22 protein-coding genes are annotated in these 23,531 nt (G+C 76.5%); 11 read left to right on the top strand and 11 right to left on the bottom strand.

All coding sequences use genetic code 11. The features are described 5' to 3' along the window. Positions 1-8: 8 nt before the first annotated feature. The 3 genes from ureG to argJ are packed head-to-tail and all read left to right on the top strand — an operon-like array spanning position 9 to position 2,823. Complete coding sequence (ureG, locus tag E5225_RS03425) at positions 9-746, top strand: urease accessory protein UreG (RefSeq protein ID WP_135972672.1); 738 nt, start codon at positions 9-11, stop codon at positions 744-746. Further along, the gene (locus tag E5225_RS03430; RefSeq protein ID WP_136225291.1) at positions 743-1,681 is read left to right on the top strand and encodes an urease accessory protein UreD; all 939 of its coding nucleotides are present in this window, start codon (positions 743-745) and stop codon (positions 1,679-1,681) included. Before ureG ends, E5225_RS03430 begins: the two co-directional genes overlap by 4 nt. After that, positions 1,678-2,823 carry a bifunctional glutamate N-acetyltransferase/amino-acid acetyltransferase ArgJ gene (argJ, locus tag E5225_RS03435; protein ID WP_135975601.1) on the top strand — a complete coding sequence of 382 codons (1,146 nt, stop codon included), beginning with the start codon at positions 1,678-1,680 and terminating at the stop codon, positions 2,821-2,823. The genes E5225_RS03430 and argJ overlap by 4 nt, the downstream gene beginning before the upstream one ends. 66 nt (positions 2,824-2,889) lie before the next feature. On the opposite strand, the gene E5225_RS03440 is transcribed toward argJ, so the two are convergent. From E5225_RS03440 to E5225_RS03465, 6 genes are all read right to left on the bottom strand, one after another. Beyond that, complete coding sequence (locus E5225_RS03440; protein ID WP_244243677.1) at positions 2,890-4,500, bottom strand: cellulose binding domain-containing protein; 1,611 nt, start codon at positions 4,498-4,500, stop codon at positions 2,890-2,892. 117 nt (positions 4,501-4,617) lie between these two features. Further along, positions 4,618-5,292 (bottom strand): response regulator, encoded by a 675-nt coding sequence (locus E5225_RS03445; protein ID WP_135974465.1) that lies wholly within the window; start codon positions 5,290-5,292, stop codon positions 4,618-4,620. Then, positions 5,289-6,674: a sensor histidine kinase gene (locus E5225_RS03450; protein ID WP_135974467.1), complete on the bottom strand. Its 1,386-nt coding sequence runs from the start codon at positions 6,672-6,674 to the stop codon at positions 5,289-5,291. The genes E5225_RS03445 and E5225_RS03450 overlap by 4 nt, the downstream gene beginning before the upstream one ends. A gap of 107 nt (positions 6,675-6,781) precedes the next feature. Then, the gene (locus tag E5225_RS03455; RefSeq protein ID WP_135974469.1) at positions 6,782-7,630 is read right to left on the bottom strand and encodes an ABC transporter permease; all 849 of its coding nucleotides are present in this window, start codon (positions 7,628-7,630) and stop codon (positions 6,782-6,784) included. Further along, entirely contained in the window at positions 7,627-8,562 is a 936-nt protein-coding gene (locus E5225_RS03460; protein ID WP_135974470.1) for an ABC transporter ATP-binding protein, read from the bottom strand. Before E5225_RS03460 ends, E5225_RS03455 begins: the two co-directional genes overlap by 4 nt. Before the next feature lie 141 nt (positions 8,563-8,703). Beyond that, positions 8,704-9,801 carry an NADH:flavin oxidoreductase/NADH oxidase gene (locus tag E5225_RS03465; protein ID WP_135974472.1) on the bottom strand — a complete coding sequence of 366 codons (1,098 nt, stop codon included), beginning with the start codon at positions 9,799-9,801 and terminating at the stop codon, positions 8,704-8,706. 267 nt (positions 9,802-10,068) lie between these two features. Here E5225_RS03465 and E5225_RS03470 point away from each other — a divergent pair, with 267 nt between their 5' ends. The 3 genes from E5225_RS03470 (at position 10,069) to E5225_RS03480 (ending at position 12,536) form a co-directional block, all read left to right on the top strand. Next, complete coding sequence (locus E5225_RS03470) at positions 10,069-10,740, top strand: DUF2238 domain-containing protein (protein ID WP_135974474.1); 672 nt, start codon at positions 10,069-10,071, stop codon at positions 10,738-10,740. 132 nt (positions 10,741-10,872) lie between these two features. Next, positions 10,873-11,988, top strand: a complete 1,116-nt coding sequence (locus E5225_RS03475) for a right-handed parallel beta-helix repeat-containing protein (protein ID WP_135974476.1) — start codon at positions 10,873-10,875, stop codon at positions 11,986-11,988. Between the two features lie 71 nt (positions 11,989-12,059). Then, positions 12,060-12,536, top strand: a complete 477-nt coding sequence (locus E5225_RS03480) for a GNAT family N-acetyltransferase (RefSeq protein WP_243738349.1) — start codon at positions 12,060-12,062, stop codon at positions 12,534-12,536. Between the two features lie 30 nt (positions 12,537-12,566). On the opposite strand, the gene E5225_RS03485 is transcribed toward E5225_RS03480, so the two are convergent. Next, positions 12,567-13,589, bottom strand: coding sequence for an NAD(P)/FAD-dependent oxidoreductase (locus tag E5225_RS03485; protein WP_135974480.1), 1,023 nt, complete (start codon positions 13,587-13,589; stop codon positions 12,567-12,569). Beyond that, on the bottom strand, positions 13,586-14,536 hold the full coding sequence (locus E5225_RS03490; RefSeq protein ID WP_135974482.1) for a class I SAM-dependent methyltransferase: 951 nt from the start codon (positions 14,534-14,536) through the stop codon (positions 13,586-13,588). Before E5225_RS03490 ends, E5225_RS03485 begins: the two co-directional genes overlap by 4 nt. Positions 14,537-14,584: 48 nt before the next feature. Here E5225_RS03490 and E5225_RS03495 point away from each other — a divergent pair, with 48 nt between their 5' ends. Next, entirely contained in the window at positions 14,585-15,163 is a 579-nt protein-coding gene (locus tag E5225_RS03495) for a helix-turn-helix domain-containing protein (protein ID WP_135974483.1), read from the top strand. 36 nt (positions 15,164-15,199) lie between these two features. Here the strand turns inward: E5225_RS03495 and E5225_RS03500 are convergent, their stop codons facing one another. Continuing rightward, entirely contained in the window at positions 15,200-15,490 is a 291-nt protein-coding gene (locus E5225_RS03500; protein ID WP_135974485.1) for a DUF4287 domain-containing protein, read from the bottom strand. A 220-nt stretch (positions 15,491-15,710) separates the two neighbouring features. On the opposite strand from E5225_RS03500, the gene E5225_RS03505 reads away from it, so the two are divergent. From E5225_RS03505 to E5225_RS03515, 3 genes are all read left to right on the top strand, one after another. Further along, positions 15,711-16,364, top strand: a complete 654-nt coding sequence (locus tag E5225_RS03505) for a DUF998 domain-containing protein (RefSeq protein ID WP_208012598.1) — start codon at positions 15,711-15,713, stop codon at positions 16,362-16,364. A 293-nt stretch (positions 16,365-16,657) separates the two neighbouring features. Beyond that, positions 16,658-17,704: an alcohol dehydrogenase catalytic domain-containing protein gene (locus E5225_RS03510; RefSeq protein WP_135974489.1), complete on the top strand. Its 1,047-nt coding sequence runs from the start codon at positions 16,658-16,660 to the stop codon at positions 17,702-17,704. A 294-nt stretch (positions 17,705-17,998) separates the two neighbouring features. Further along, positions 17,999-19,654, top strand: coding sequence for a glycosyl hydrolase family 18 protein (locus tag E5225_RS03515; protein ID WP_135974490.1), 1,656 nt, complete (start codon positions 17,999-18,001; stop codon positions 19,652-19,654). A 404-nt stretch (positions 19,655-20,058) separates the two neighbouring features. On the opposite strand, the gene E5225_RS03520 is transcribed toward E5225_RS03515, so the two are convergent. Both E5225_RS03520 and E5225_RS03525 read right to left on the bottom strand, forming a co-directional pair. Next, a complete protein-coding gene (locus E5225_RS03520) occupies positions 20,059-20,853 on the bottom strand; it encodes an aldo/keto reductase (RefSeq protein ID WP_135974492.1) in 795 nt (264 codons plus the stop codon). A 58-nt stretch (positions 20,854-20,911) separates the two neighbouring features. Then, positions 20,912-21,517, bottom strand: coding sequence for a TetR/AcrR family transcriptional regulator (locus E5225_RS03525; RefSeq protein ID WP_135974494.1), 606 nt, complete (start codon positions 21,515-21,517; stop codon positions 20,912-20,914). A gap of 75 nt (positions 21,518-21,592) precedes the next feature. On the opposite strand from E5225_RS03525, the gene E5225_RS03530 reads away from it, so the two are divergent. Beyond that, positions 21,593-23,488 carry an ABC transporter ATP-binding protein gene (locus tag E5225_RS03530; protein ID WP_208012599.1) on the top strand — a complete coding sequence of 632 codons (1,896 nt, stop codon included), beginning with the start codon at positions 21,593-21,595 and terminating at the stop codon, positions 23,486-23,488. The last annotated feature ends 43 nt before the right edge of the window (positions 23,489-23,531 follow it).

Genomic DNA, 23,531 nt, shown 5'->3' on the forward strand with positions numbered 1-23,531 from the left:
AGCGCGCGATGCGGCTCGGCGTCGCCGGCCCCGTCGGGACGGGCAAGAGCTCGCTCATCGCGACGCTCTGCCGCCGGCTGGCCGACCGGATCTCCCTCGCCGTCGTGACCAACGACATCTACACCGACGAGGACGCGCGCTTCCTGCGCGCGGCCGGGGTGCTCGACCCCGAGCGCATCCGGCCCGTCGAGACCGGCGCGTGCCCGCACACCGCGATCCGCGACGACGTGACCGCGAACCTGCTCGCGGCGGAGGACCTGGAGGCGGACTTCGCCCCGCTCGACCTCGTCGTGATCGAGTCCGGCGGTGACAACCTGACCGCGACGTTCTCGCCCGCACTCGTGGACGCCCAGCTCTTCGTGCTCGACGTCGCCGGCGGCGGCGACGTGGTGCGCAAGGGCGGGCCGGGCATCGCGCGCGCGGACCTGCTCGTGGTCAACAAGACCGACCTGGGCCCGTACGTGGGCGTGGACGTCGAGCGGATGGTGCGCGAGGGACGCGAGGCGCGTGCGGGCCGCCCGGTGGTCGCGCTGTCGAAGCACGACGAGGCGTCCGTGCAGGAGCTGGTCGACTGGGTGCTCGGCACGCTCGCCTCCTACCGGGCCGGCGGTCACGTGGCGGTCGACCCGGGCCCGATGGCGCCGCACTTCCACGCCGACGAGGAGCACGAGCACGCGCACGGCGACGAGCCGCACACGCACGCCGAGCAGCACGCGCACGCGCCGGCCGGGACGCACCCGGCGTGACGCGGATCACCGTCGCGCCGGGCGCCGGCCGGTCGGTGCTCGGCCTGCGGTCGGGTGCCCTGGCCGTGCGCGTCCTCGCGCAGGACGAGGCGGGGGCACGGGTGGCGCTCGTCGCCAACGGCGCCCTGCTGCTCGCGGGGGACGCCGTCACGGTGCAGGTCGAGGTCGCCGACGGCGCCTGGCTGGAGGTCGTCGAGACCACCGGCACGGTCGCGTACGGGGGCCCGGAGCCGTCGCGCTGGGACGTCGACGTGCGGCTGGGCGCGGGGTCCACCCTGTGCTGGGACGCGCTGCCGTTCGTCGTCTCGCACGGGGCGCGCACGCACCGGCGCACCGACGTGCACCTCGGCGACGGCGCCCGCGCGCTGCTGCGCGAGACGCTCGTGCTGGGACGCGCCGGGCAGGCGGGCGGCGACCTGTGGACCCGGACCGCGGCGTACGACGCGCACGGCCTGCTGCAGGTCGAGGAGCTCGACCTGTCCCGGGCGACGCGGGGCCTGCCCGGGGTGCTGGCGACCACGGCCGCGGCGGCGGCGTGCCGCGTGGTCGACACGGTCCTGGCGCTGGGCTGGTCGCCGGCCGCGGACCCCGGCCCGGACGACGCGGCGACGCTCCTCGCGCTGGACCGCCCCGGTGCGGTGCTGCGCTGGCTCGGGTCCGAGCTGCACCGCGACACGGTCGGCGACCGCTGCGTGGCGGCGTGGGGGGACGAGCTCGCCGCCGGCCGCGCGGCACCGTCGTCGCACGCGGCACCGTCCTCGCACGCGCCCCCGCCCGCGCCCGCGCGGGTCGTCCCGACCCCGGCGCCGGCGCGCGACCCGGTCGCCCCCTCCCCGTCCCGCCCGCCGCGCGGCGCCGCGCCGCCCGGCCCACCCCCGCGCGCCGAGCGCGCCCACCCGACCTTCCGCACCACCGTCACCGAGGAGTACGCATGACCACCACCGTCGCCGGGTTCGCCGGCGTCACCGGGAACGCCGGCGTCAAGGACGCCGTCCCGGACGTCAGCCTCGTGCACGCCACGGGCCCCACCACGTCGTCGGCCGTGTTCACCCGGTCCCTGTTCGCCGGCCCGAGCGTCGAGCTCAGCCGCAGCGGCGACCTCGCCGGCCTGCGTGCCGTCGTGGTCGTGTCGGGCAACGCGAACGTCGCGACCGGTGCGGCCGGCCTGGCCGACGCGGGCGCGCTGCGCGACTGGGCCGCGGACCGCGCCGGCTGCGCGCCCGAGCAGGTGCTCGTCGCCTCCACGGGCGTGATCGGCGTCCCGTACCCCATGGACCGGCTGCGCGCCGGCCTCGCCGCCCTGCCGGCGGCCGCACCGGTCGACCTCGACGCGGTCGCGCAGGCGATCATGACGACGGACACGCACCCCAAGGTCGCGACGCGGCAGGTCGGCGCGGCGCGCGTGGTCGGCATCGCGAAGGGCGTCGGGATGATCGAGCCCGACATGGCGACCATGCTGTCGTTCGTCTACACGGACGCCGAGGTGCCGGCCGACGACCTCGACCGGATCTTCCGCTCGGTGGTCGCGCGGACGTACAACGCCGTCAGCGTCGACACCGACACGTCGACGTCCGACACGGCCGCGGTCCTCGCGTCGGGCGCCGCCGGGCCCGTCGACCTCGCCGAGCTCGAGGCGGCCCTGCTCGAGGTGTGCACCGCGCTCGTGCGCATGATCGCGTCGGACGGCGAGGGCGCGTCGACGCTGATCGAGGTGCGGGTGACCGGGGCGCGCGACGACGCGCAGGCCAAGCTGGTCGGCAAGTCCGTGGTCAACTCCCCGCTGGTCAAGACGGCCGTGCACGGCGCCGACCCCAACTGGGGGCGGGTCGCGATGGCCATCGGCAAGTGCTCGACCGAGACCGACATCCGCCAGGAGGCGGTCCGCATCGCGTTCGGCGGCCTGGAGACCTACCCGACGCTGCCCACGCCCGACGTCCGGGCGCAGCTCGAGGCGTACCTGGGCCGCGACGAGGTCGTCGTCGAGATCGACCTGGGCATCGCCGACGGCGCGTTCACCGTGTACGGCTGCGACCTGACCGAGGGCTACATCCGCATCAACGCGGACTACACGACCTGACCGCGGGAGGGCCGGCGGTGCGCGCGGGAGTCCGCCGCGCGCACCGCCGCGCTCGCCACCGTCCCGTCACACGGCCGAGCAGGCGACCGTCCCGGTGGGCGGCGTGCCGGTGCCGATGAAGCCGGCGGTCGTCGTCCCGCCGGTGTCGAGCCTGCCGTTCCACGCCGCGTTGCGGACCGTGACCGTGGCGCCGGACGTCGAGAAGTCGCCCGACCACCCCTGCTGGACCGCACCGCCCGACGGCAGGTCGAACGTCGCGCGCCACCCGCCGACGGCACGCGTCCCGGCCGTGACGGTGACGGACGCCTGGTACCCGCCCGGCCAGCGGCCCGCGACGGTGAGGGTCGCCGTGCACGTCGCTGCGGGGAACCCGGGCGTGCGGGTGGGCGTGGGCGTCGCGCTGGACGTGGGGACGGGGGAGCCGGTCGGGCCCGTCGGCGACGGGATCGGGTAGCCGGTCGGGCCTGTGGGCGACGGCTGCGGCGGGGGCCCCGGCGGGGTCACGTCGGGCGAGGGCTCGATGCCCTCGACGCGCAGCAGCGACGTCACGAGCTCGGTGAGGCGCACCGCGACCACCTGGTGGTCGGAGAGCGACGGGTGCCAGTGGCAGCCGGTCAGGTCGAGGCCGCCGTACAGCCACGGGACCACCCGGTCGTCGCCCGCCGCCTCGGCCGCGAAGGCGATCTCCCGGGTGATGTCGCGCACCTCGGGCGCCGTGTCGGGCGCACCGAGGACGATGAACGTCGTCGGGCCGTAGCGCTCGCGCAGCTGCGCGACGAACTCCTCGTACGCCGCGCGGTACGCCGTGCGCAGCGTCGCCGCGGTCCACGGCTCGCCGGCCCCCACCGGCGTCGAGAAGTCGTTGATGCCGAGGCCGACGACGACGACCTGGGGGTGCCAGCCCGCGGGCCGGTCCCACACGTCGCCGTCGACGGCCGGCAGCGCCCGGTCGGCGTAGGTGCGGAAGCTCGTCCCGGGCTCCCCGCCGGCGTAGTTGCGCACCATGCCGCGCCCCGAGAACGCGTTGAGCTGGTAGTCGGCGCCGAGCGCCTGGGCCGTCAGGGCGGCGAACGAGCGGTCGGCGTTGGTCCGGCGGGCGACCTCGTCCCCGGTGCACTCGCGGGTCGGCGACTCGTTGCCGTACCCCGCGGTGTAGGAGTCCCCGAAGAACTCGAGCTGCACCCGGCGGGGCGCCCGGGCGGGCAGCACGGCCCCGCCCGGCGCGGCCACGAAGCCGCCGAACGTGGTGGTGGTCCACGGGCTCTCGTTGCGCCGGACCACCCGGATGGTGTGCTCACCGTCGCCCAGTCCCTGGAGCCACCGCGTGCCGGTGCCCGGCGTCACCCACGTCGCGACCAGGTGCCCGTCCAGGATGACGTCGTAGTCCCCGACGGCGTCGTCGAAGACGACGCCGACGCCCGTGCCGCGGAAGCGGCCCTCGAAGTACACGCCCGGCCAGCCGAAGGCGAGCCCGTCCGCGGTCGGCACCACGCGCCCTCCGGTGTGCACGGTCGGGTCGGCGGTCGCGGCCGCCGCGCCGGCGGGTCCGGCGGCGGCCGGCGCGGCCGCGGCGGCGGCGCCGGGGGCCTGCGCTGCCGCACCGCCCGCCAGCATCAGGGAGGCGGTCGTGGCGAGCGCGGTCAGCACCAGTGCCGCGCTCGGACGAGGGTGTCGCACGGGTGTCTCCATCTCCGGGCGCACGGCGCGCCCCCCGCGTTCGTACCGGCCCCCTCACCTGCGCCACCAGGACCGAAGCGCTTCACATCCGCCGCCGCGCGAGCGACGACGACGCGGTCAGGCGCCGGCGGCGCGGACCAGGCCCGTCTCGTAGGCGAGCACGACCGCCTGGACGCGGTCCCGGACGCCGAGCTTGGCGAGGATGCGCCCGACGTGCGTCTTCACGGTCGCCTCGGCCAGGAACAGCGCGGTCGCGATCTCCGCGTTCGACAGGCCCTCGGCGACGTGCTCGAGCACCTCGACCTCGCGGGGTGTGAGCGCGGCGAGGCGCGGGTGCGGCGCACCGGGCTGCGGTGCGGCGCCGGACGCGGGCAGCCGCTCGGAGAACAGCTCGAGCATGCGCCGCGTGATGCGCGCCGACACCACGGCGTCGCCCGACGCGACGGTCTGCACCGCGGTCACGAGGTCGGCGGGCCGGGCGTCCTTGAGCATGAAGCCGCTCGCGCCGGCGTGCAGCGCGGCGAACGCGTACTCGTCGAGGTCGAACGTCGTGAGGATGAGCACGCGCACCTCGGGCTGCGCCTCGACGATGCGCCGGGTGGCCTCGATGCCGTCCATGCCGGGCATCCGCACGTCCATGAGGACCACGTCGGGGCGCAGCGCCGCGACCTGGCCGACCGCCGTGGCGCCGTCGCCCGCCTCGCCGACGACGTCGAAGCCGCCGCTCTCCAGCACGAGGCGGAAGCCCACCCGCACCAGCGCCTGGTCGTCCACCAGCAGGACCGTCGTCATGCGTCTCCCTCGTTCCACGGCAGCAGCGCGCGCACGCGCCACCCCTGCCCGTACGGACCTGCCTCGACCGTCCCGCCGAACGCGGCGGCCCGCTCCGTCATGCCGACGAGCCCGCGCCGGCTCCCGGGGCCGGCGGTCGCGGGTGCGGTGCCGCCCCGGTCGGTGACGACGACCTCGACGGCGTCCGCCCGCCGCCGCACGTCCACCTCGACGTCGGTCGCGACGGGCGCGTGCCGCAGCGTGTTGGTCAGCGACTCCTGCACGATCCGGTAGACGGCGAGCTGCAGCGCGGGGTCCAGCGCGTCGAGCCCGGTCACGGCGAGCCCGGACGTGCGGACGGCCAGCCCCGCGGTCCGCGCACGCCCGACCAGCCGCGGCAGGTCGAGGCTGCCGGGCTGCGGCTCGAGCGGTGCGTCGCCGGCCGGGCCGTCGCCGTCGTCGTCGTGCAGGACGCCGAGGATGCGCCGCATGTCGCCGAGCGCGGCGCGGCCGGTGTCGACCAGCTCGTCGAGCGCCGCCCGCGCCCGGTCCGGCGCCCAGTCGAAGGCGGCGGACGCACCGCCGCCCAGCGCGACCATGACCGAGATGCTGTGCGCGACCACGTCGTGCATCTCGCGCGCGATCTGCGCGCGCTCCGACGCCTGCGCGAGGCGCGTCCGCTGCGCGTGCTCCTCCGCGCGGGCGCGTGCCGCCTCGGCCAGCGCGGCGACGCGCTGGCGCCGGGCGTGCACGAGGGTGCCGAGGCCGACCGCGAGCAGCGCGAGCACGACGACCGGGGCCGCCATGGCGAACCAGGCCGGGCTGGTCGCGAAGCCGAAGGGGCCGCTGCCGGTGACCGCGGCGAACGCGTCGGCGTCGTCGGGGTCCACCCCGAGGGACTTCGCGCCCACCGTGCGGGCGAGGGGCAGCACCCGGGCGCCGACCAGCAGGGCGAGGACGCTCGCCCCGGCCGCCGCCAGGAGGGTCCGCGGCGGCGCGGTGGTCGCCACGACGTAGAGCGCGAGGGCGACACCGAGCTCGAACCCGTTCGTCGCACCCGTCAGCGCCAGCGACAGCACGCCGAGGACGGTCATCACGGCGGCGACGAGCACCGGCCGCCGCCGGCGCCACACGAGCGCGACGGCGCCCGCGAGCGTGAGCACCGCCGACGTGACCTGCATCAGCAGCACCCGCGGGCCGCCCAGCACCTCGTGCAGCCAGTACATCGAGTCCGCCCCGAGCCCGAGCAGCAGCGCCCACCCGGTGAAGACCGTCACGACGGCCGCGTCCACGAGGCCGGGGCGCCGAAGGAGGAACCGGCGGACGGGGCCGGGGCGGGGAACCGCAGCCTCGGCGACGTCGGGACCCACCGGGTGCCCGCCCACGTCGCCTCCCGCCGTCACGGTCGCATCCTCCCAGCCCTGCGGGGCTGGTCCCGCACCGCGGGCGTCGTGCGGGCGCGCCGGGGCGGACGGCCCCGCGGCCGCCCACCCCGGCACCTCGCCCGTGCTCAGGCGTCCCTCCGGCGCAGGAGCACGGCCGCCACCGCGAGCGCGCCGAGCGCCCAGGCGAGCATGACGCCGTAGCCGGTCCACGGCGGCAGGTCGCTGGTGATGCCGGTGATCACGGACCCGAGGTGGTCGTGCGTGACGAGGCGCGCACCGGCGCTCGTCGGCAGGTACGCGGTCGCCGCCTGCAGCGGCTGCCACGGGATCATCCCGAGCCCGTTCTCGACGACGAGCATCAGCCCCAGGACGACCGTGATGCCGGCGGCGCTGCTGCGCACGAGCGCGCCGATCGCGAACGCGAGCGCCGCGGCGGTGGCGAGGAAGAGCGGGACACCCAGCATGATCCGCAGGTCGTCCGGGTCGCCCAGGTCGACCGGCATCCGGCCGTGCGCGAGCGACGGCGCGGCGACGGCCCAGCCGGCGGCGACCATCACGACCGACGCCGCCAGCACGGCGAGCACCGTGACGAGCAGCTTGGCGAGCAGCGCGGGGACGCGGGTGGGGGCGGCGGCGAGCGTCGAGCGGATCTGCCCGGTGCCGTACTCGCCGCTGATGGTCAGCACGCCGAACGTGCAGAACGCGAGCATGGCCAGCGGGATGCCGGCGGTGGCGTAGACCGACCCGACCCGCTCGGGGTCCGGGTACTCCCGGGCGAGCGCGCTGATGCTCGCCGACTGCATCCCGGCGAACGCCACACCGAGCACGACCCCGACGCCGAGCGTCCACCAGGTCGAGCGCAGCGAGCGGAGCTTGATCCACTCGGCGGCGACCAGGCGGCGGAAGGTGAGGGGGTGCACGGCGACGCGGCTGCGCGTCGGAGGGCCCGCGACGGTGGTGGTGAGCGTGGTCATCGGCGGCCTCCTGCGGCGGCGTGGGACGGGGCGGAGCGGTACTCGACCGCGTCCGCGGTGAGCTGCATGTAGGCGTCCTCGAGCGAGGTCTCGACGGGTGCGAGCCCGTGCAGGACGAGCCCGGCGGCGGCCGCGACGGCGGCGACGGCCGGGGGCGTGCTGCCGGTGACCTCGAGCACGTCGTGCGCCACGGACGCGACCACGACGCCGGGGTCGCGCGTCAGGACCGCCGCGAGCTGCGCGGCCGACGGCGTGCGGACCTGCACCGCGGTGGTCTGCGCGCGGGCGACGATCTCGCTGACGGGCGCGTCGGCGATGACGCGGCCGCGGCCGACCACGATCAGGTGGTCCGCCGTCAGGGCCATCTCGGTCATCAGGTGCGAGGACAGGAACACCGTCCGGCCCTCGGCGGCGAGCCCGCGCAGCAGGTGGCGCACCCACAGCACGCCCTCGGGGTCGAGCCCGTTGACGGGCTCGTCGAGGATGAGCGTCTGCGGGTCGCCGAGCAGCGCGGCCGCGATGCCGAGGCGCTGGCCCATGCCGAGCGAGAACGTCCCGGCGCGCTTGCCGGCGACCGGCGCGAGGCCCGTCATCTCCACGACCTCGTCGACGCGGCGCCGCCCGATGCCGTGCGTCGCGGCCTGCGCGAGCAGGTGGCTGCGGGCGGACCGCCCGCTGTGCACGGCCTTCGCGTCGAGCAGCGCGCCGACCTCACCCAGGGGCGCGCGGTGCCGGGCGTAGTGCTTCCCGTTGACGGTGACCGTGCCGCTCGTCGGCCGGTCGAGGCCCACGACCATGCGCATCGTCGTCGACTTGCCCGCGCCGTTGGGGCCCAGGAACCCCGTCACCGTCCCCGGCCGGACCGTGAAGGTCATGCCGTCGACGGCCGTCCTGGCCCCGTACCGCTTCGTGAGCCCCGTGGCCTCGATCATGCGTCCTCCTCGTTCGGTGTGACTCGAACGTAGGAGCGGGGCAGGGGGCGGCGGGACGCCCGTGCGGACCACATCGGCGGCGGCGCGGCGTACGCCGCGGGGATGACACCGTCACCCCCGCGGCGTCGCGCGCCGCGTGGCTCAGCGCAGCAGCGTGCCGGCGCGGCCGTACTGCTGCGGCACGGTCGGCTCGACACCGAGGTCGAGCGCGGCACGCAGCGGCCAGTACGGGTCCGCGAGCAGGGGGCGGGCGAGCGCGATCGCGTCGGCCGACCCGTCGGCCAGCACCGCCTCGGCGTGCGCCGCGTCGGTGATCATGCCGACCGCGACCGTGGGCACGCCCGCCTCCGCCCGGATCCGCGCGGCGAACGGCACCTGGTAGCCCGGGCCCGCGGGGATGCGCACCGACGGCAGGTTGCCGCCCGTGGAGACGTGCACCATGTCGACGCCCAGCGGTGCGAGGTCGGCGGCGAGACGCACCGTGTCGTCGGCCGTCCAGCCGGCGGGCTCGACCCAGTCGGTCGCCGAGACGCGCACGAGCACGACGACGCCCTCGCCGACGGCGGTGCGGACCGCCTCGACGACCTCGCGCACGAGGCGGGTGCGGTTCTCGAACGAACCGCCGTACGCGTCCCCGCGGCGGTTGCTGTCGGGCGACAGGAACTGGTGCAGCAGGTAGCCGTGCGCGGCGTGCACCTCGACCACGTCGTACCCGACCTCGACCGCCCGGACCGCCGCGTCGGCGAACGCGCGCACGACCCCGGCGACGTCGTCGGTGGACAGTGCGCGGGGCGCGGGGGAGTCCGCCGCGAACGGCACGGCGCTCGGGCCGACCGTCTCCCAGCCGCCTTCGTCGGCACCGAGCGGGGCGCCGCCGCGCCACGGCGCGTCCGTGCTCGCCTTGCGGCCGGCGTGCGCGAGCTGGATGCCGGCCTTCGCGCCCTGCGCGTGCACCAGCGCGGTGAGGCGGCGGTGCCCCTCGGCCTGCGCCTCGTCCCACAGCCCGAGGTCGAACGGCGTGATGCGGCCCTCCGGCGTCACCGCCGTCGCCTCGGTGATGACGAGCGCCGCCCCGCCGACCGCCCGCGAGCCGTAGTGCTGCAGGTGCCAGTCGTGCGGCACGCCGGCCGCGGGGCCGGTCGGCTCCGCGGAGTACTGGCACATCGGCGCCATCCACACGCGGTGCGGGAACGTGACGCCGCGCAGCGTGAGGGGCGTGAACAGGGCGGGCGTGGTCATCGGGGTCCTTCCGGATCGGCAGGCGGCGCGCGTGCGCGACCGCCTCGTGGGTCAACCGCCCCCGTCGTCCGGCTCTTCCGCCGGTGGGTGGCGGACGGGTCACGTGTGACACGCCCCACCGCGCCGCGCGAGCCGTCGCCGCGCGGGTCGCGCCCGTGGGACGGCGGTCCCGACCGCCGGAGGTCCCGGGTGCGTCGCCCGCGGGCGCGTCGTACGGTCGCCGCAGTGCCGTCGTCCCCGCCGGCGCCCGAGGCGTCAGGAGCGGACGTGACCACGACCCCGGCGCCCGTCGGCGCCCCCGACGAGGGGGTGCCCCTGGGACGTCCCGCACCCCGTGCCCCCGCGCCGGCCGGCGCGCGCGGCGTGCTCGCCGTGCTGCTGGGCGGCCCTGCCGGCGTCGTCCGCGTCGCGGGTGTGGTGTGCGTGGTCGTCGCGCTCGTGGGGCGCGATCCCGTGGACGCGGCGTTGTTCTCGCTCGTCCTCGCGGGGCTGGTCGTCCCGCTCGTGGGACGCGTCGACCCGAGGCTCGACGCCGCCTACGGCGTGGGGCTGCTGCTGGCGGCCTGGTCCGGCGCGCTGGGGCTGTACGAGCGGGTGGCGTGGCTCGACGTCGTCATGCACCTGGTGGTCACGGGGCTGGTCGCCGCCGTCGTGCACCTCGTCATCGCGCGCCGCACGGGTGCCGTGGTCGACCCCGCACGCCCCGCGCCGGGCGTGACCCGGGCGGCGTCGGTGGCGGTGACGGCCGCCCTGGGGATGGCGCTCAGCGTGGCGTGGGAGGTCGGCGAGTACCTCGGCAACGCCTACGTCGACCCGGAGATCTACGTCGGGTACGCCGACACGGTGGGCGACCTGGTGATGGGCGGGCTGGGCTCCGCCGTCGCGGGCGCGCTGCTGCTGCGCGGGGCGCGCGGCGGGCGGGGCGGCGTCGCCGCCTGACCGCCAGACGGACGGTTCACCCGGGCGAAACAGGGGCAAACCGGTCGTGGTCGGCCGGTGGGCGTCGACACACTGGCAGACGCGGCACCGGCCGACGCCCGGCACGGTGCGCATCGAACCCGGGGGAATCCCATGCGCGTCCCGTCCGCCCTGCCGATCGCCACCCTCGCCGTCGCGGCCGCGCTCCTCGCGCCGCCGGCCCACGCCGTACCGGTGGCCGCCGCACCGCCGCCCGTCCCCGGGTGCGGCGCGACCCTCACGGCCGACGCACGCCTCACGGCGGACCTCACGTGCCCGGCCGGGAACGGCCTGACGCTCGCCGCGGGCGTGACGCTCGACCTCGGCGGGCACGTGCTGCGCGGCGCCGGCGGGACCGGTGTCGTGGTGCCGGCCGCGGGCGACGTGACGGTCCGGCGCGGGACGATCACGGGATGGGACGTCGGGGTCGCCTCCCCGCCCACGGGCTGGGAGGAGGACCACGAGGGCACGGTGACGGTCGAGCGCGTCCGGTTCGACGGCAACGGGTCCGCCATGGACGGGACCTCGCGGATCGCTGGCCCGAGCAAGACGTTCCTGGTCTCGGGGTCCGTCCTCACGGGCAACGTGACCGGGTTCTCGGCGACCCCCGGTCACGTCCGGTTCTCCCGGAGCACGTTCGAGGGCAACGACAGCGTGGTGCGCATCGACTCCGGGTACGCCCTGATCGAGGACTCGCGGGCCAGCGGCAACGGCACGGTCATGTCCTGCTACGAGGCCGGCTGCGACCTGCGGGGCAGCACCGTGGAGGACAACGGGACGGTCGCGACCGGGTACTTCATGACGGCGATCGAGATCACCGACAGCACGGTCCGGCGCAACGACACCGTCGTCAGCAACGGCGGCGGCTACGGGTACACGCGCGTCGAGCGCAGCAGGCTGAGCGACAACCGGCTCGCCGTGGACGCCGGTGACGCGTCCGTGACGGTCGTCGACAGCACGTTCACGCGCAACGACGTCGCGTTCACGGCGCAGCCGGCGTTCGACGAGTCCGAGGTGACGCGGGTCGTCACGGGCAACCGCTTCCGGGACGGCGGCGACGCGATCCTGGTGGAGGAGGCCCCCGTGCGGCTCGGGAGCAACGACGCGCGACGCAACAGCCGCTGGGGGATCTACGCGCCGAACGCCGTGGACCTCGGCGGCAACACCGCCCGGGGCAACGGCAACGAGCCGCAGTGCGTCGGCGTCGTGTGCGGGGGCGTGCACTCCTGAGCCCCTGGCCCGTCCCCGTCGCGGTGCCGTGCCGTGCCGTCCCGTCCCCGTGCCGTGCCAGGATGCGGCGCGTGCCGCCCACGATCGCCCTCGACGACCCGCGCCGCGCCGACGTCCTCGCCCTGCTCGAGGAGCACCTCGCCGACATGTACGCGACCTCACCGGCCGAGTCGGTGCACGCGCTCGACCCGTCGGCGCTCGCGGTCCCCGGCGTGACGTTCTGGACCGCGCGCGACGACGCCGGCCTGCTGCTCGGGTGCGTCGCGCTGAAGGAGCTCGCGCCGGACGACGGCGAGCTGAAGTCCATGCGGACCGCCGCGGCGGCGCGCGGCCGCGGGGTCGGCGGCGCCCTGCTCGCGCACGTGCTCGGGCAGGCACGCGGGCGCGGCTACCGGACGCTGCACCTCGAGACCGGCACGCAGGACTTCTTCGCCCCGGCACGGCGGCTGTACGCACGGGCCGGCTTCGCGCCGTGCCCGCCGTTCGGCGCGTACGTCGAGGACCCGAACAGCGCCTTCTACCGCCTCGAGCTGGCGCCCGCCGGCTGACGCCGTCGGCCGGCGGGCGGGGCCGGTGCGTCAGCCATGGCCGCCCACCGGCTCGAGCCCGTGCACGCGGCCGCCGGCGAGGGACGCGTGCGGGCGCGCCTCCGTCGCGGCGTCGAACCGCTCGCTGCGGCGTCGCACGGCGGCCTCCGCGTCCGCGTGCACGAGGTCGCCGTTGATCCCTGCCGCCGCCAGGACGCCCGCGGTCGCCGCTCCGCCCACCATCGCGGCCAGGTCGGTGGCGTTGCCCGCCACCCAGACGTCCGGCAGGTCGGTGCGGCCCCCCGGGGAGGACGAGACGTACGTGCCGAACGGGTGCTCGCTCACGGTGCCGCCGAGCTGCTCGTACAGGTCCGCGTTGGCCACGAACCGGGGTGCCACGGCCACCGCGTCGACGTCGAACCGGCGACCGTCCGCCAGGACGACCGCCCGCAGCGCGTCGTCGTCGTGGTCGAGCCGCTCCACCGTCCCCTGAACCAGGCGGACGTCGAGGGCCACGAGCTGCTCCCGCTCCGTGTCCTCCAGGTCGGGCCCGGAGTGCAGGAAGAGCGTGACGTCGTCGCTCAGCTGACGCATCAGCAGCGCCTGGTGCGGCGCGTTGTCGCTGGTCGCGAGCACGCCGATGCGCCGGCCGCGGACCTCCCAGCCGTGGCAGTACGGGCAGTGCAGCACGTCGGCGCCCCACCGCTCCCGCACGCCCGGCACGTCGGGGAGGACGTCGGTCAGTCCCGTCGCCAGCAGCAGGACGCGGGCGCGGACGTCGCCGCCCTCGGCGAGGCTGACGACGAGGCCGTCGCCGTCGCGCCGCGCGCCCACGGCGCGGTCGCTGCGGACCTCGGCGCCGTAGGACTCGGCCTCCCGGCGGCCCGCGGCGAGCAGCTCCTGCGGGGGGACGCCCTCGCGGCCCAGCAGGTTGTGCGCGCCCGCGGCGGGCGCGTTGCGCGGCTCGCCCGCGTCGACGACGAGCACGGACCGCAGCGAGCGGCCCAGGGTCACGGCGGCGGCCAGGCCGGCGGCCCCGCCGCCCACCACCACCACGTCGTACCGGTCGGTCATCGGGCACCTCCGTCGTGCATCGGGACGCCGGCCGCGCCGTGGCGGGCCGGGTCGGGGTCCTCGTGGGTGGACGGCCGGGCTCCGTCCGCGCGCCGCGCGACCCACACCGTGCGGCGCGTCCGCGCCGTCAGGGCGTCGAGCGCAGCGGGGTGCCGTGCGAGCAGGCGGTCCAGGGCCGCCACGTCGGCCGGGGCGAGCCGGTCGGCGAGCGCCGCGCGCACGTGGCCCAGCCACGCGCGCACGAACCGGCCGTCGGCGGCCTCGGCCGTGACGTGGTGGACGGCGTCGACGGTGAACCCCGCGTGCTCGAGGTGCGGCCGCCAGTCGGGATGAGCGTTCCACGGGGACATGGCGGCGGCGAGGCGGGACGCGAGACCGGGTGCCGACGGCAGGTCGTCGGGCAGCACCTGCGCCGGCTCGTCGAGCTCGGCGACCAGCGCGACGCCGCCGGGGCGCAGGGCGGCGTACGCGTCGCGCAGCACGCGGTCGGCCTGGGCCAGGTGGTGCAGCGAGGACGCGGCCCACACGACGTCGACGGTGCCGGTGGCGGGCCACGCGCTGTCGAGGTCGGCCTCGAGCGTGCGGACGCGGTCGCCGAGCCCGGCGCTGCGGGCCGCGGTGCGGACGCGCGCGAGCATCGCCGCGGAGCGGTCGACCGCGACGACGGTCGCCGCGGGCAGGCGCCGCGCGAGCGCGAGCGTCCCGGTTCCGGTGCCCGCACCCAGGTCGACGACCGTGCGCGCGTCCGGGCAGTGGCCGGCGACCAGGTCGGTCGCCGTCGTGAGCCAGGCGCCGAGCACCTCGGCGTCGAGGTCGAGCAGGGCGGCGTTCGTCGCCTCGTCGGCCGGGGAGGGATGGACGCCGCGGGCGTCGTGATGCGCGTCGAGACGGTGCCCGCGGTGCTCGTGGGCCGGGCGGTCGACCGGGTGGCCGGGCGTGGAGGTCATGCGGACGACGTTAGGCGACCGTTGTGCGAGAGACATAGGCTCTTGCGCATGACGCAAGAAGTGGACCTCGATGCCGTCGTCCGGCAGCGCGTGCGCGGGCTGCGGCTCGCCCGCGGCTGGTCACTGGAGGCCCTCGCGGCGCGCTGCTACCTCAGCCCCTCGACGCTGAGCCGCATCGAGACCGGCCACCGGCGCATCGCCCTCGACCAGCTCGTCCCGCTCGCGCGCGCGCTCGGCACCACGCTGGACCAGCTCGTCGAGCCGGTCCAGGACGAGGACGTCGTCATCCGGCCCGAGCCCGAGGAGGCCGAGGGCCTCACCACGTGGCTGCTGTCGCGGCCCGGTGCGATCCCCGGCGTGACCGTCGCGAAGATGCGCATCACGCCGGAGCGGCCCGTGCGCGGCACGGGCGTGCACCCCGGGTACGAGTGGTTCACGGTGCTGTCCGGCACGGTCCGCCTGCGGCTCGGCGAGCGCACGGTGCAGGTGCGGACCGGCCAGGCGGCGGGCTTCTCGACGATGGTGCCGCACGCCGTCGACGCGCCCGAGGGCACCGCCGAGATCCTCAGCATCTTCGACCGCGACGGCGAGCGCGCCCACCTGCACGCGGGCGGCTCCGCCGGCTGACGGCGGCGCGCCCGCGCCCGTGGGCCGCGAGGCCGGTCACGAGGGCTTCGTGGCCTTCCCGTCGAGCCACAGGGTGTCGGACGCGTGCGCGTGCGTGCCGCCGGTCCCGACGTACTTCCCCGAGATCGTCGGCCCCTGCGTCAGCACGCGCCAGAACGCCATGGCGTGCCCGCGCCCGAGCCCGTGCTCCTCGGCGAACCAGGCGACCACCTGCCCCGCCTTCGTGCCGGGGGCGTCCAGGCCCTTCTCGTGCGCCACGGCGAGCAGCTCGCGCGGGGTCATGCCGGTGCGGTCCTCGATCGTGTCGAGGTAGGCCTGGAAGGACATCGGGGCTCCCGTCGTCGCGGCGACGCCGCGCGCGTCGCCCGCCCTGCCCGACCGTCGGCGTGGGCGGGACTCATCGGGGTCACCCGCACGGGGGCACGACCTGCGCGGACGCGCGGCGGCTGGTGGGATGGGCGTCGGCCGGGGTGCTCCCGGGGCGCGGACCGGCGCCGCGACCGGCACGGTGACCGGCGCGGTGACCGGCACGGGGCGGGGTGGGTGCGTGCGCGCGGACGACGGTGGTGCGGTGCCCGCGTGGGCGGTCGCGTCGGCGGTGCTCGCGCCGGTCGCGATGATCGGCGGCTGGACCCTCGCGGCGGCCCTCCAGCCGGGCTTCGACCCCGTCGCCGGGACGATCAGCGCGCTCGCGGCCACGACGGCCACCGCGCCGGCGGTGATGACGGCCGGGCTCGCCCTCACCGGCGCGGCGCACGTCGGCACGGCGCTCGGCACCCGCCCTCTGCCGCGCGCCGGCCGGCTCCTGCACGCGCTCGGCGGCATCGCGACGGTCGCGGTCGCCGCGCTGCCCGTCGACCGTGCCCCGCAAGCCCACGGGCTGGCGGCCGCGGTGGCGTTCGGCGCGCTCGCCCTGTGGCCGGCGGCGGCGTGGCGTCGCGGCACCACGCACGGCCGCACGGACGTGCGACCCGACCGGCCCGCGGTGACGCGCCCGGCGGTGGCGCTGACGGCCTCCGCGGTGCTGCTCGCGCTGCTGACGTGGTTCGTGCTCGAGCTCCAGGGCGTGGGCCCGGCCCGCGGTGCGTGGACCGGCCTCTCCGAGCGCGCGGTCGCCGGCGCGCAGGCCCTCTGGCCGCTCGCCGTGGTGCTCTCCCTGCGCGCCGACGCCGCACGACGCCGCTCCGGCACGCACCCCTGACCCCGGCACCGGAGGCGCCTCCCGCAGCCGCCCGCTCGTCGAGGCCCCCGTCGGTGCCGAGTTCGCCCCGTCGGTGCCGAGCTCGCCCAGTCGGTGCCGAGTTCGCCCAGTCGGTGCCGAGTTCGCCGGTCCCCTGGGGCGTACTCGGGGTGCAAAGGGCGAACTCGGCGTCGGGGGAGGGCGGCGCGGGCCGGGGCGTCCGCCCGGGCCACGACGGCGGCGCGGGCGCAGCCCCGCGCCCGGCCCGGGCGCGCCGGGGACGGGGACGTCGGCCGGCGCGAGAGGATCGGGGGGTGCGTGCGCTGGTGGTCGAGGAGTTCGGTGCGGTCCCGCAGGTGCGGGAGGTGCCCGACCCGGCGTGCCCGGACGACGGCGTGGTCGTGCGGGTCGCCGCGACGGGGGTGTGCCGCAGCGACTGGCACGCGTGGCAGGGGCACGACGACGGCGTCCGGCTGCCGCACGTGCCCGGGCACGAGCTGGCGGGGACGGTCGTCGCGGTCGGGCCGGGGGTGCGGGACTGGGCTGTCGGTGACGTCGTGACCGTGCCGTTCGTGTGCGCGTGCGGGACGTGCGCGACGTGCCGCGCGGGGGAGCACCAGGTGTGCCCGCACCAGAGCCAGCCGGGGTTCACGCACTGGGGGTCGTTCGCGGAGCTCGTCGCGCTGCACCACGCCGACACGAACCTCGTGCGCGTGCCCGCCGGCATGACGGCCGTCGAGGCCGCCTCGCTCGGCTGCCGCTTCGCCACCGCGTACCGCGCGCTGACGGTGCACGGCGCCGTGCGGGCGGGGGACGAGGTCGTGGTGCTCGGGTGCGGCGGCGTCGGGCTGTCCGCGGTCATGGTCGCCGCGTCGCTGGGTGCGCGTGTGGTGGCGGTGGACCCGTCTCCGGCCGCGCGCGCGGCCGCCCGTGCGGCGGGCGCGCACGTCGCCCTCGACCCCGCCGGTGGTACGCCCGCCGCGGTCGCCGCGCAGGTCGTGGCGGCCACGGACGGCGGTGCGCACGTGTCGCTCGACGCGCTCGGCAGCCCCGCGACGGCGCAGGCGGGCGTGCTGGCGCTGCGCCGCCGGGGCCGGCACGTCCAGGTGGGGCTGCTGCTGGGCGCCGACGCCGCGACGGCGCTGCCGATGGACCGCGTGGTCGCGCACGAGCTCGAGGTCTACGGGAGCCACGGCATGGCGGCGCACGAGTACCCCGCGATGCTGGCGGCGATCACGGCGGGGCGGCTCGACCCGGGTCGGCTCGTGGGCCGGACCGTCGGCCTCGACCAGGCGGCCGAGGCGCTGGCCGCGCTCGGGCGGCCGGGCGCAGGCGCGGGCATGACCGTCGTCGTGCTCTGACGCGACGTCCCGCGGGACGCCCCGCCGCACTGGCGGCCGGCGCTGTCATTCATCCGATGACCGGCCCGCATCGCGCGTGGCAGCGCGTTCCTCGGCCCGCCTGCCCGCTTTCACTCGAACGGGTGACAGTGAGGCCGGTGACCTGCGACGACGCGCCCCTTTCCCAGCGTGCGAGATGCCACCGACAACGTTATCTACAGTCATAGGACGATTGACCACTGATTTCCGGCAGGGATAACGTCGTGCACGTCCTATTTGTACACCATCCTTACAAATCGACGAACGGGAGTCGAGATGGTCAGGAGCAGTGCGCACCACCCCCGCCCGGGGTCGTCACGACGGCGTGCGCTCGCCGCCGCGCTGACGGCCCTCGGCGTGCTCGTCGCCGGGCTCGTCGCCGCGCCCGGTGCGAGCGCCGCGGGCGGGGTCACCGTCACGTTCACCTCCCAGGGCGACTGGGGGACGGGCCACCAGGTCGGCGTCACCGTCACCAACGGCACCTCGGCCGCCCTCCCCTCCTGGGCCGTCGACTTCACGCTGCCGGGCGGCGCCACGATCGGCAGCGCGTGGGACGCCGACCTCACCCGCAACGGCACCGCCTACCGCGCGACCAAGAAGGGCTGGGCCGGCCCGATCGCGCCCGGGGCGTCGCAGACCTGGGGCTACGTCGCCTCCGGACCCTTCGTGCGGCCCACCACGTGCACGGTCGACGGCGCCTCGTGCAGCGGCGGCGGCACCCCGACGTCGTCGCCCACGGCGACCCCGACGGCCACCCCCACCGTCACGCCGACCCGGACCCCGACGCCCACGCCCACGCCCACGACGCCCCCGCCCGCCGGCGCCAAGGTCGTCGGCTACTTCGCCGAGTGGGGCGTCTACGCCCGCAACTACCACGTCAAGGACATCGACACCTCGGGCTCGGCGTCGAAGCTGACCCACATCCTCTACGCGTTCGGCAACACCACGGGCGGGCGCTGCTCGATCGGCGACTCGTACGCCGACGTCGAGAAGGCGTACACCGCCGAGCAGTCCGTCGACGGCGTCGCCGACACGTGGGACCAGCCGCTGCGCGGCAGCTTCAACCAGCTGCGCGAGCTGAAGAGGAAGTACCCGCACCTCAAGGTCATCTGGTCGTTCGGCGGCTGGACCTGGTCGGGCGGCTTCACGCAGGCGGCGCAGGACCCGGCCGCGTTCGCGGAGTCCTGCTACAACCTCGTGGAGGACCCGCGCTGGGCGGACGTCTTCGACGGCATCGACGTCGACTGGGAGTACCCGAACACTTGCGGCCTGACGTGCGACGCGAGCGGCCCGCAGGCGTTCGACCGCGTCGTGACGGCGCTGCGCAACCGGTTCGGCCAGAACAACCTCGTCACCGCCGCCATCACGGCGGACGGCAGCAACGGCGGCAAGATCGACGCGGCGGACTACGCCACGGCGGCGCAGAAGCTCGACTGGATCATGCCGATGACGTACGACTACTTCGGCGCGTTCGCCCCGTCCGGCCCGACCGCGCCGCACTCGCCGCTCACCGCCTACCCGGGCATCCCGCAGGAGGGCTTCAACTCCGAGGCGGCGGTGAACAAGCTCATCGCCAAGGGCGTCCCGGCGCGCAAGATCCTGCTCGGCGTCGGCTTCTACGGGCGTGGCTGGAACGGGGTCACGCAGTCCGCGCCCGGTGGTGCGGCGTCCGGCGCGGCGCCCGGCACGTACGAGCAGGGCATCGAGGACTACGAGGTCCTCAAGCAGCGGTGCCCGGCGACCGGCACGGTCGGCGGCACGGCGTACGCGCACTGCGGCACCCAGTGGTGGTCGTACGACACACCGCAGACCCTCGCCGGGAAGATGACGTGGGCGCGGAACAAGGGTCTCGGCGGCGCGTTCTTCTGGGAGCTGTCGGGCGACACCGCGAACGGCGAGCTCATCACGGCCGTCTCCGGCGGCTGGCGCTGACCCACGTGCGCCGGCGCGCTGGGGTGCGCCGGCGCACGTGCACCACCGGCCCGGGTCCCCGCACGGCGGGGGCCCGGGCCGTGGCGTGCCCCGGCCGGCGCGAGGCGTCCGCCGGTGCCGGACGAGTGGTTGACGTCACCTCCGTGCGTCGGGTAGACCTGTCCGTCGGTGGCACAACGGCGTGGCGCCAGACGCATGACACGGGAGCGGCTCTCGGTAGGCCGCATCCGGCGTGCTCGTCCGGTCGGAGACGACGGCGAGCACGTGCGCGGTGAGAGCGCGACCACCCTCCCGGTCCTCTAACCCCCACTGACCAGGCGCCCCACCCGTGGGCGCCCGCACGACCACGGGTCCCCGAGCGTGCGCTCGCGGGGCCCGTGGTCGGCGGTGCGGGTCAGCCCGGGTCAGGCCTGCGTGCCGAGCGTGTCGATCGCCGCGACCTCGTCCGCGGTCAGCTCGAACGCGAGGGCGCCGAGGTTCTCCTCGATGCGCTCCCGGCGCACGGACTTCGGGATGACGACGACGTCGTGCTGCACGTGCCAGCGCAGCACCACCTGCGCCGGCGTGACGCCGTGCGCGCGCGCCGCGGCCGCGATCGGCTCGGCGTCCAGGTCGGTCCGCTTGAGCGGGCTGTACCCCTCGACGACGACGCCGCGCTCCCGGTGCGCCGCGAGCAGGTCCGCGTCGTGGTCGACCGGCGAGTAGGGGATCTGGTTGACGGCGGGCGCCTCGCCGGTGGCGGCGATCAGCTCGTCGATCTGCGCGACGGAGTAGTTCGAGACGCCGATCGAGCGGACGAGGCCCTCGTCGCGCGCCTTGATGAACTCGGCCCAGACCTCGGGGCTGGCCTGCTTGTTCGGCGGCCAGTGGATGAGCCACAGGTCGAGGTGGTCGGTGCCGAGCGCGGCCAGCGACTCGGCCAGCGTCTGCCGCTCGCGGCCGGCGTGGTCCGGCGGCAGCTTGGTCGTGACGAAGACGTCGTCGCGGTCGATGCCGCGGGTCGCGAGCGCGCGGCCGACCTGCGCCTCGTTGCCGTAGCCGGTCGCCGTGTCGATGTGCCGGTAGCCGAGCTGCAGCGCGGCGCTGATGGCGAGCTCGGCCTCGGCGCCCTCGGCCTGCCACGTGCCGAAGCCGAGCACGGGGATGGCGCCGCCGGGCAGCGCGAGGGTGGGGGTCTGGGGGTGCGTGGGGTCGGTCATGGCGTCCATCCTCACCACGGTGGCGCCGCCGCGCCCGTCGGGGACGGTGCGGGCGGGGTCAGTCGAGCGTGCTGCCCAGCGCCTTGCGCAGGGTCAGCAGGAGGTTGCCGACGACCGCGTGCCGGTCGGCGTCGCCCGCGCGGACGGTCGACCACGCGAGGTAGAGCGCGGACCACATCATCCCCAGCGACCAGTCGTCGGGCATGCGGGCGTCGAGCGTGCCGTCGGTGCGCCCGCGTGCGCACACCGCGACGAGCGCGTCGGCGTTGGTGACGTCGTTCGCCCACGCCTCCTCGGGCAGGAGGCCGGTGAACAGGATGGTGAGGAGGTCGCCGAGCTCGAGGTACTCCTGGGCGACGCGCAGCAGCGCCTCGAGCGCGGTGCCCTCGTCGAGGCGGGCGCGCGCGTGGGCGGCCCCGATGGCGGTGACGGCGTGGCGCGCGACGGCGTCGAGCAGGTCGGCGCGCTCGGGGAAGTAGCGGTGCAACGTCGTGCGCCCGACGTCGGCCAGCTCGGCGACCGTGCCGAGGGACGCCGCCGGGTCGGCCGCGAGCGCGCGGACCGCCGCGTCGAGGATCGCCTGGCGGGTCCGGGCGCGTGCTCCGCTCTCGCCCGGCGACGAGGCGGCGGCCGGGGCGCGCCGCACGCGCGTGCTGTTCGCCATGAGCGAACGGTACATCGGAAGGTCGCGGTGGGATATTCATTGACCGGTTTGGAACAGAGGTGCTCCACTCGAGGCATGAGCGCCGAGCCCGCACCGCCGCCTCGTCCCGCCGGACCGACCGACCCCGACCCCGCGGACCCCGCGGGCGCGCCGCCGTCCGACCGGGGGTCCGTCCTGCCGAGCGGCGACCGCCTGCGCATACTCCTCGACCTCGTGCGGCCGCACCGGCGCACCCTCGGGCTCGGGCTCGCGCTCGGCCTGCTCGGCACGGCGCTCGCGCTCGCGACGCCCATGGTCACCAAGTGGGTGCTCGACACGCTGGGCGAGGACCGCTCGCTCGGACGACCCGTCGCGCTGCTGCTCGTCCTCTTCCTCGTCGGCTCGGCGGTGGGGTACGTGCAGTGGGTGGTCATGGGCACGCTCGCCGAGCGGATCGTGCTCGACGCGCGCGAGTCGCTGGTCCGGCGCTACCTGCGCGCGACCGTGCAGGCCATCACCGGACGCCCCACCGGCGAGCTCGTCACGCGCGTCACCTCCGACACCGTGCTGCTGCGCGAGGCCACGTCGTCGAGCCTCGTCAGCCTCGTCAACGGCACGGTGGCGCTCGTGGGGACCCTCGTGCTCATGGGCGTGCTCGACCTCGTGCTGCTCGGCACGACGATGGCCGCGATCGTCGTGGTCTGCGCCGTCATGGCCGCGCTGCTGCCCGGCATCGGCGTCGCCGAGAAGGCCTCGCAGGAGGCGCTCGGGCGCCTCGGCGGCACGCTGGAGGGGTCGCTGCGGGCCATGCGGACCGTCAAGTCGAGCCGGGCGGAGGCGCGCCAGGCGGCGGCGATCCTCGGGGCGGCACGCGACGCCCGCGACCACTCGGTGCGTGCGGTCCGCACGACGGCGCTGGCCTGGACGGTCGCGTGGGGCGGCATCCAGCTCGCGATCATCGTCATCCTCGGCCTGGGTGCGTGGCGCGTCGCGCAGGGCGAGCTGGCCGTCTCGAGCCTCGTGGCGTTCCTGCTCTACGCGTTCAACATCGTCGGGCCGATCACCGAGCTCACGCAGAGCCTCACGCAGCTGCAGTCCGGGGTCGCCGCGGCGGCGCGGATCGGCGAGGTGCAGGCCATGGACGTCGAGCCGGACGCCCCGGCCGGGCCCGACGGCCACGCGGCGCCCGCCCCGTACGCCCGCCGCGGCGCGACCGCGGACCGCGCCGCCGACGGCCCCGTCCTCGAGCTGCGCGGCGTCACCGCCGCCTACGGCCCCGACCGGGAGCCCGCCGTGCGCGACCTGTCGCTCGTCGTGCCGCGGCGCGGCCACACCGCGCTCGTCGGCCCGTCGGGTGCCGGCAAGACGACCGTCTTCTCCCTGCTGCTGCGCTTCCTCGAGCCGCAGGACGGCGAGATCCTGCTCGACGGCCGCCCCTACGGCACGTGGAGCCACGCGGACGTGCGGGGACGGTTCGCGTACGTGGAGCAGGAGACGCCGGTCGTGCCCGGCACCATCCGCGAGAACCTGCTGTTCAGCAACCCCGACGCCACCGAGGACGAGCTCGTGCGCGCGCTCGCCGCGGTCCGCCTCGACGGGGTGTTCGACGACCTGCCCGACGGGCTGGGCACGCGCCTGGCGGAGACGTCGGTGTCCGGCGGGCAGCGTCAGCGCATCGCGCTCGCCCGCGCGCTGCTCTGCCGCCCCGACGTCCTCCTGCTCGACGAGGCGACGGCCCAGGTGGACGGGCTGACGGAGGCCGCGGTGCACGACGTCATCCGCGCCATGGCCACCACGGGCGCGGTCCTCACCGTCGCGCACCGCCTGTCGACCGTCGTCGACGCCGACACGATCCTCGTCCTCGAGGACGGGCGCGTCCGGGCGCAGGGCACCCACGCGCAGCTGCTCGTGGCCGACGCGCTGTACCGGGACCTGGTGGAGGCGCTGCGGATCCACGACGCCACGGACGCCGCGGTGGCCGCCGACGCGTGAGCGGGCGTGCCGCGACCCGCGCCCCGTCGCGGGCCGGCACCGG

The organism is Cellulomonas shaoxiangyii (assembly GCF_004798685.1).
GTDB classification, from domain to species: Bacteria; Actinomycetota; Actinomycetes; order Actinomycetales; family Cellulomonadaceae; genus Cellulomonas; species Cellulomonas shaoxiangyii.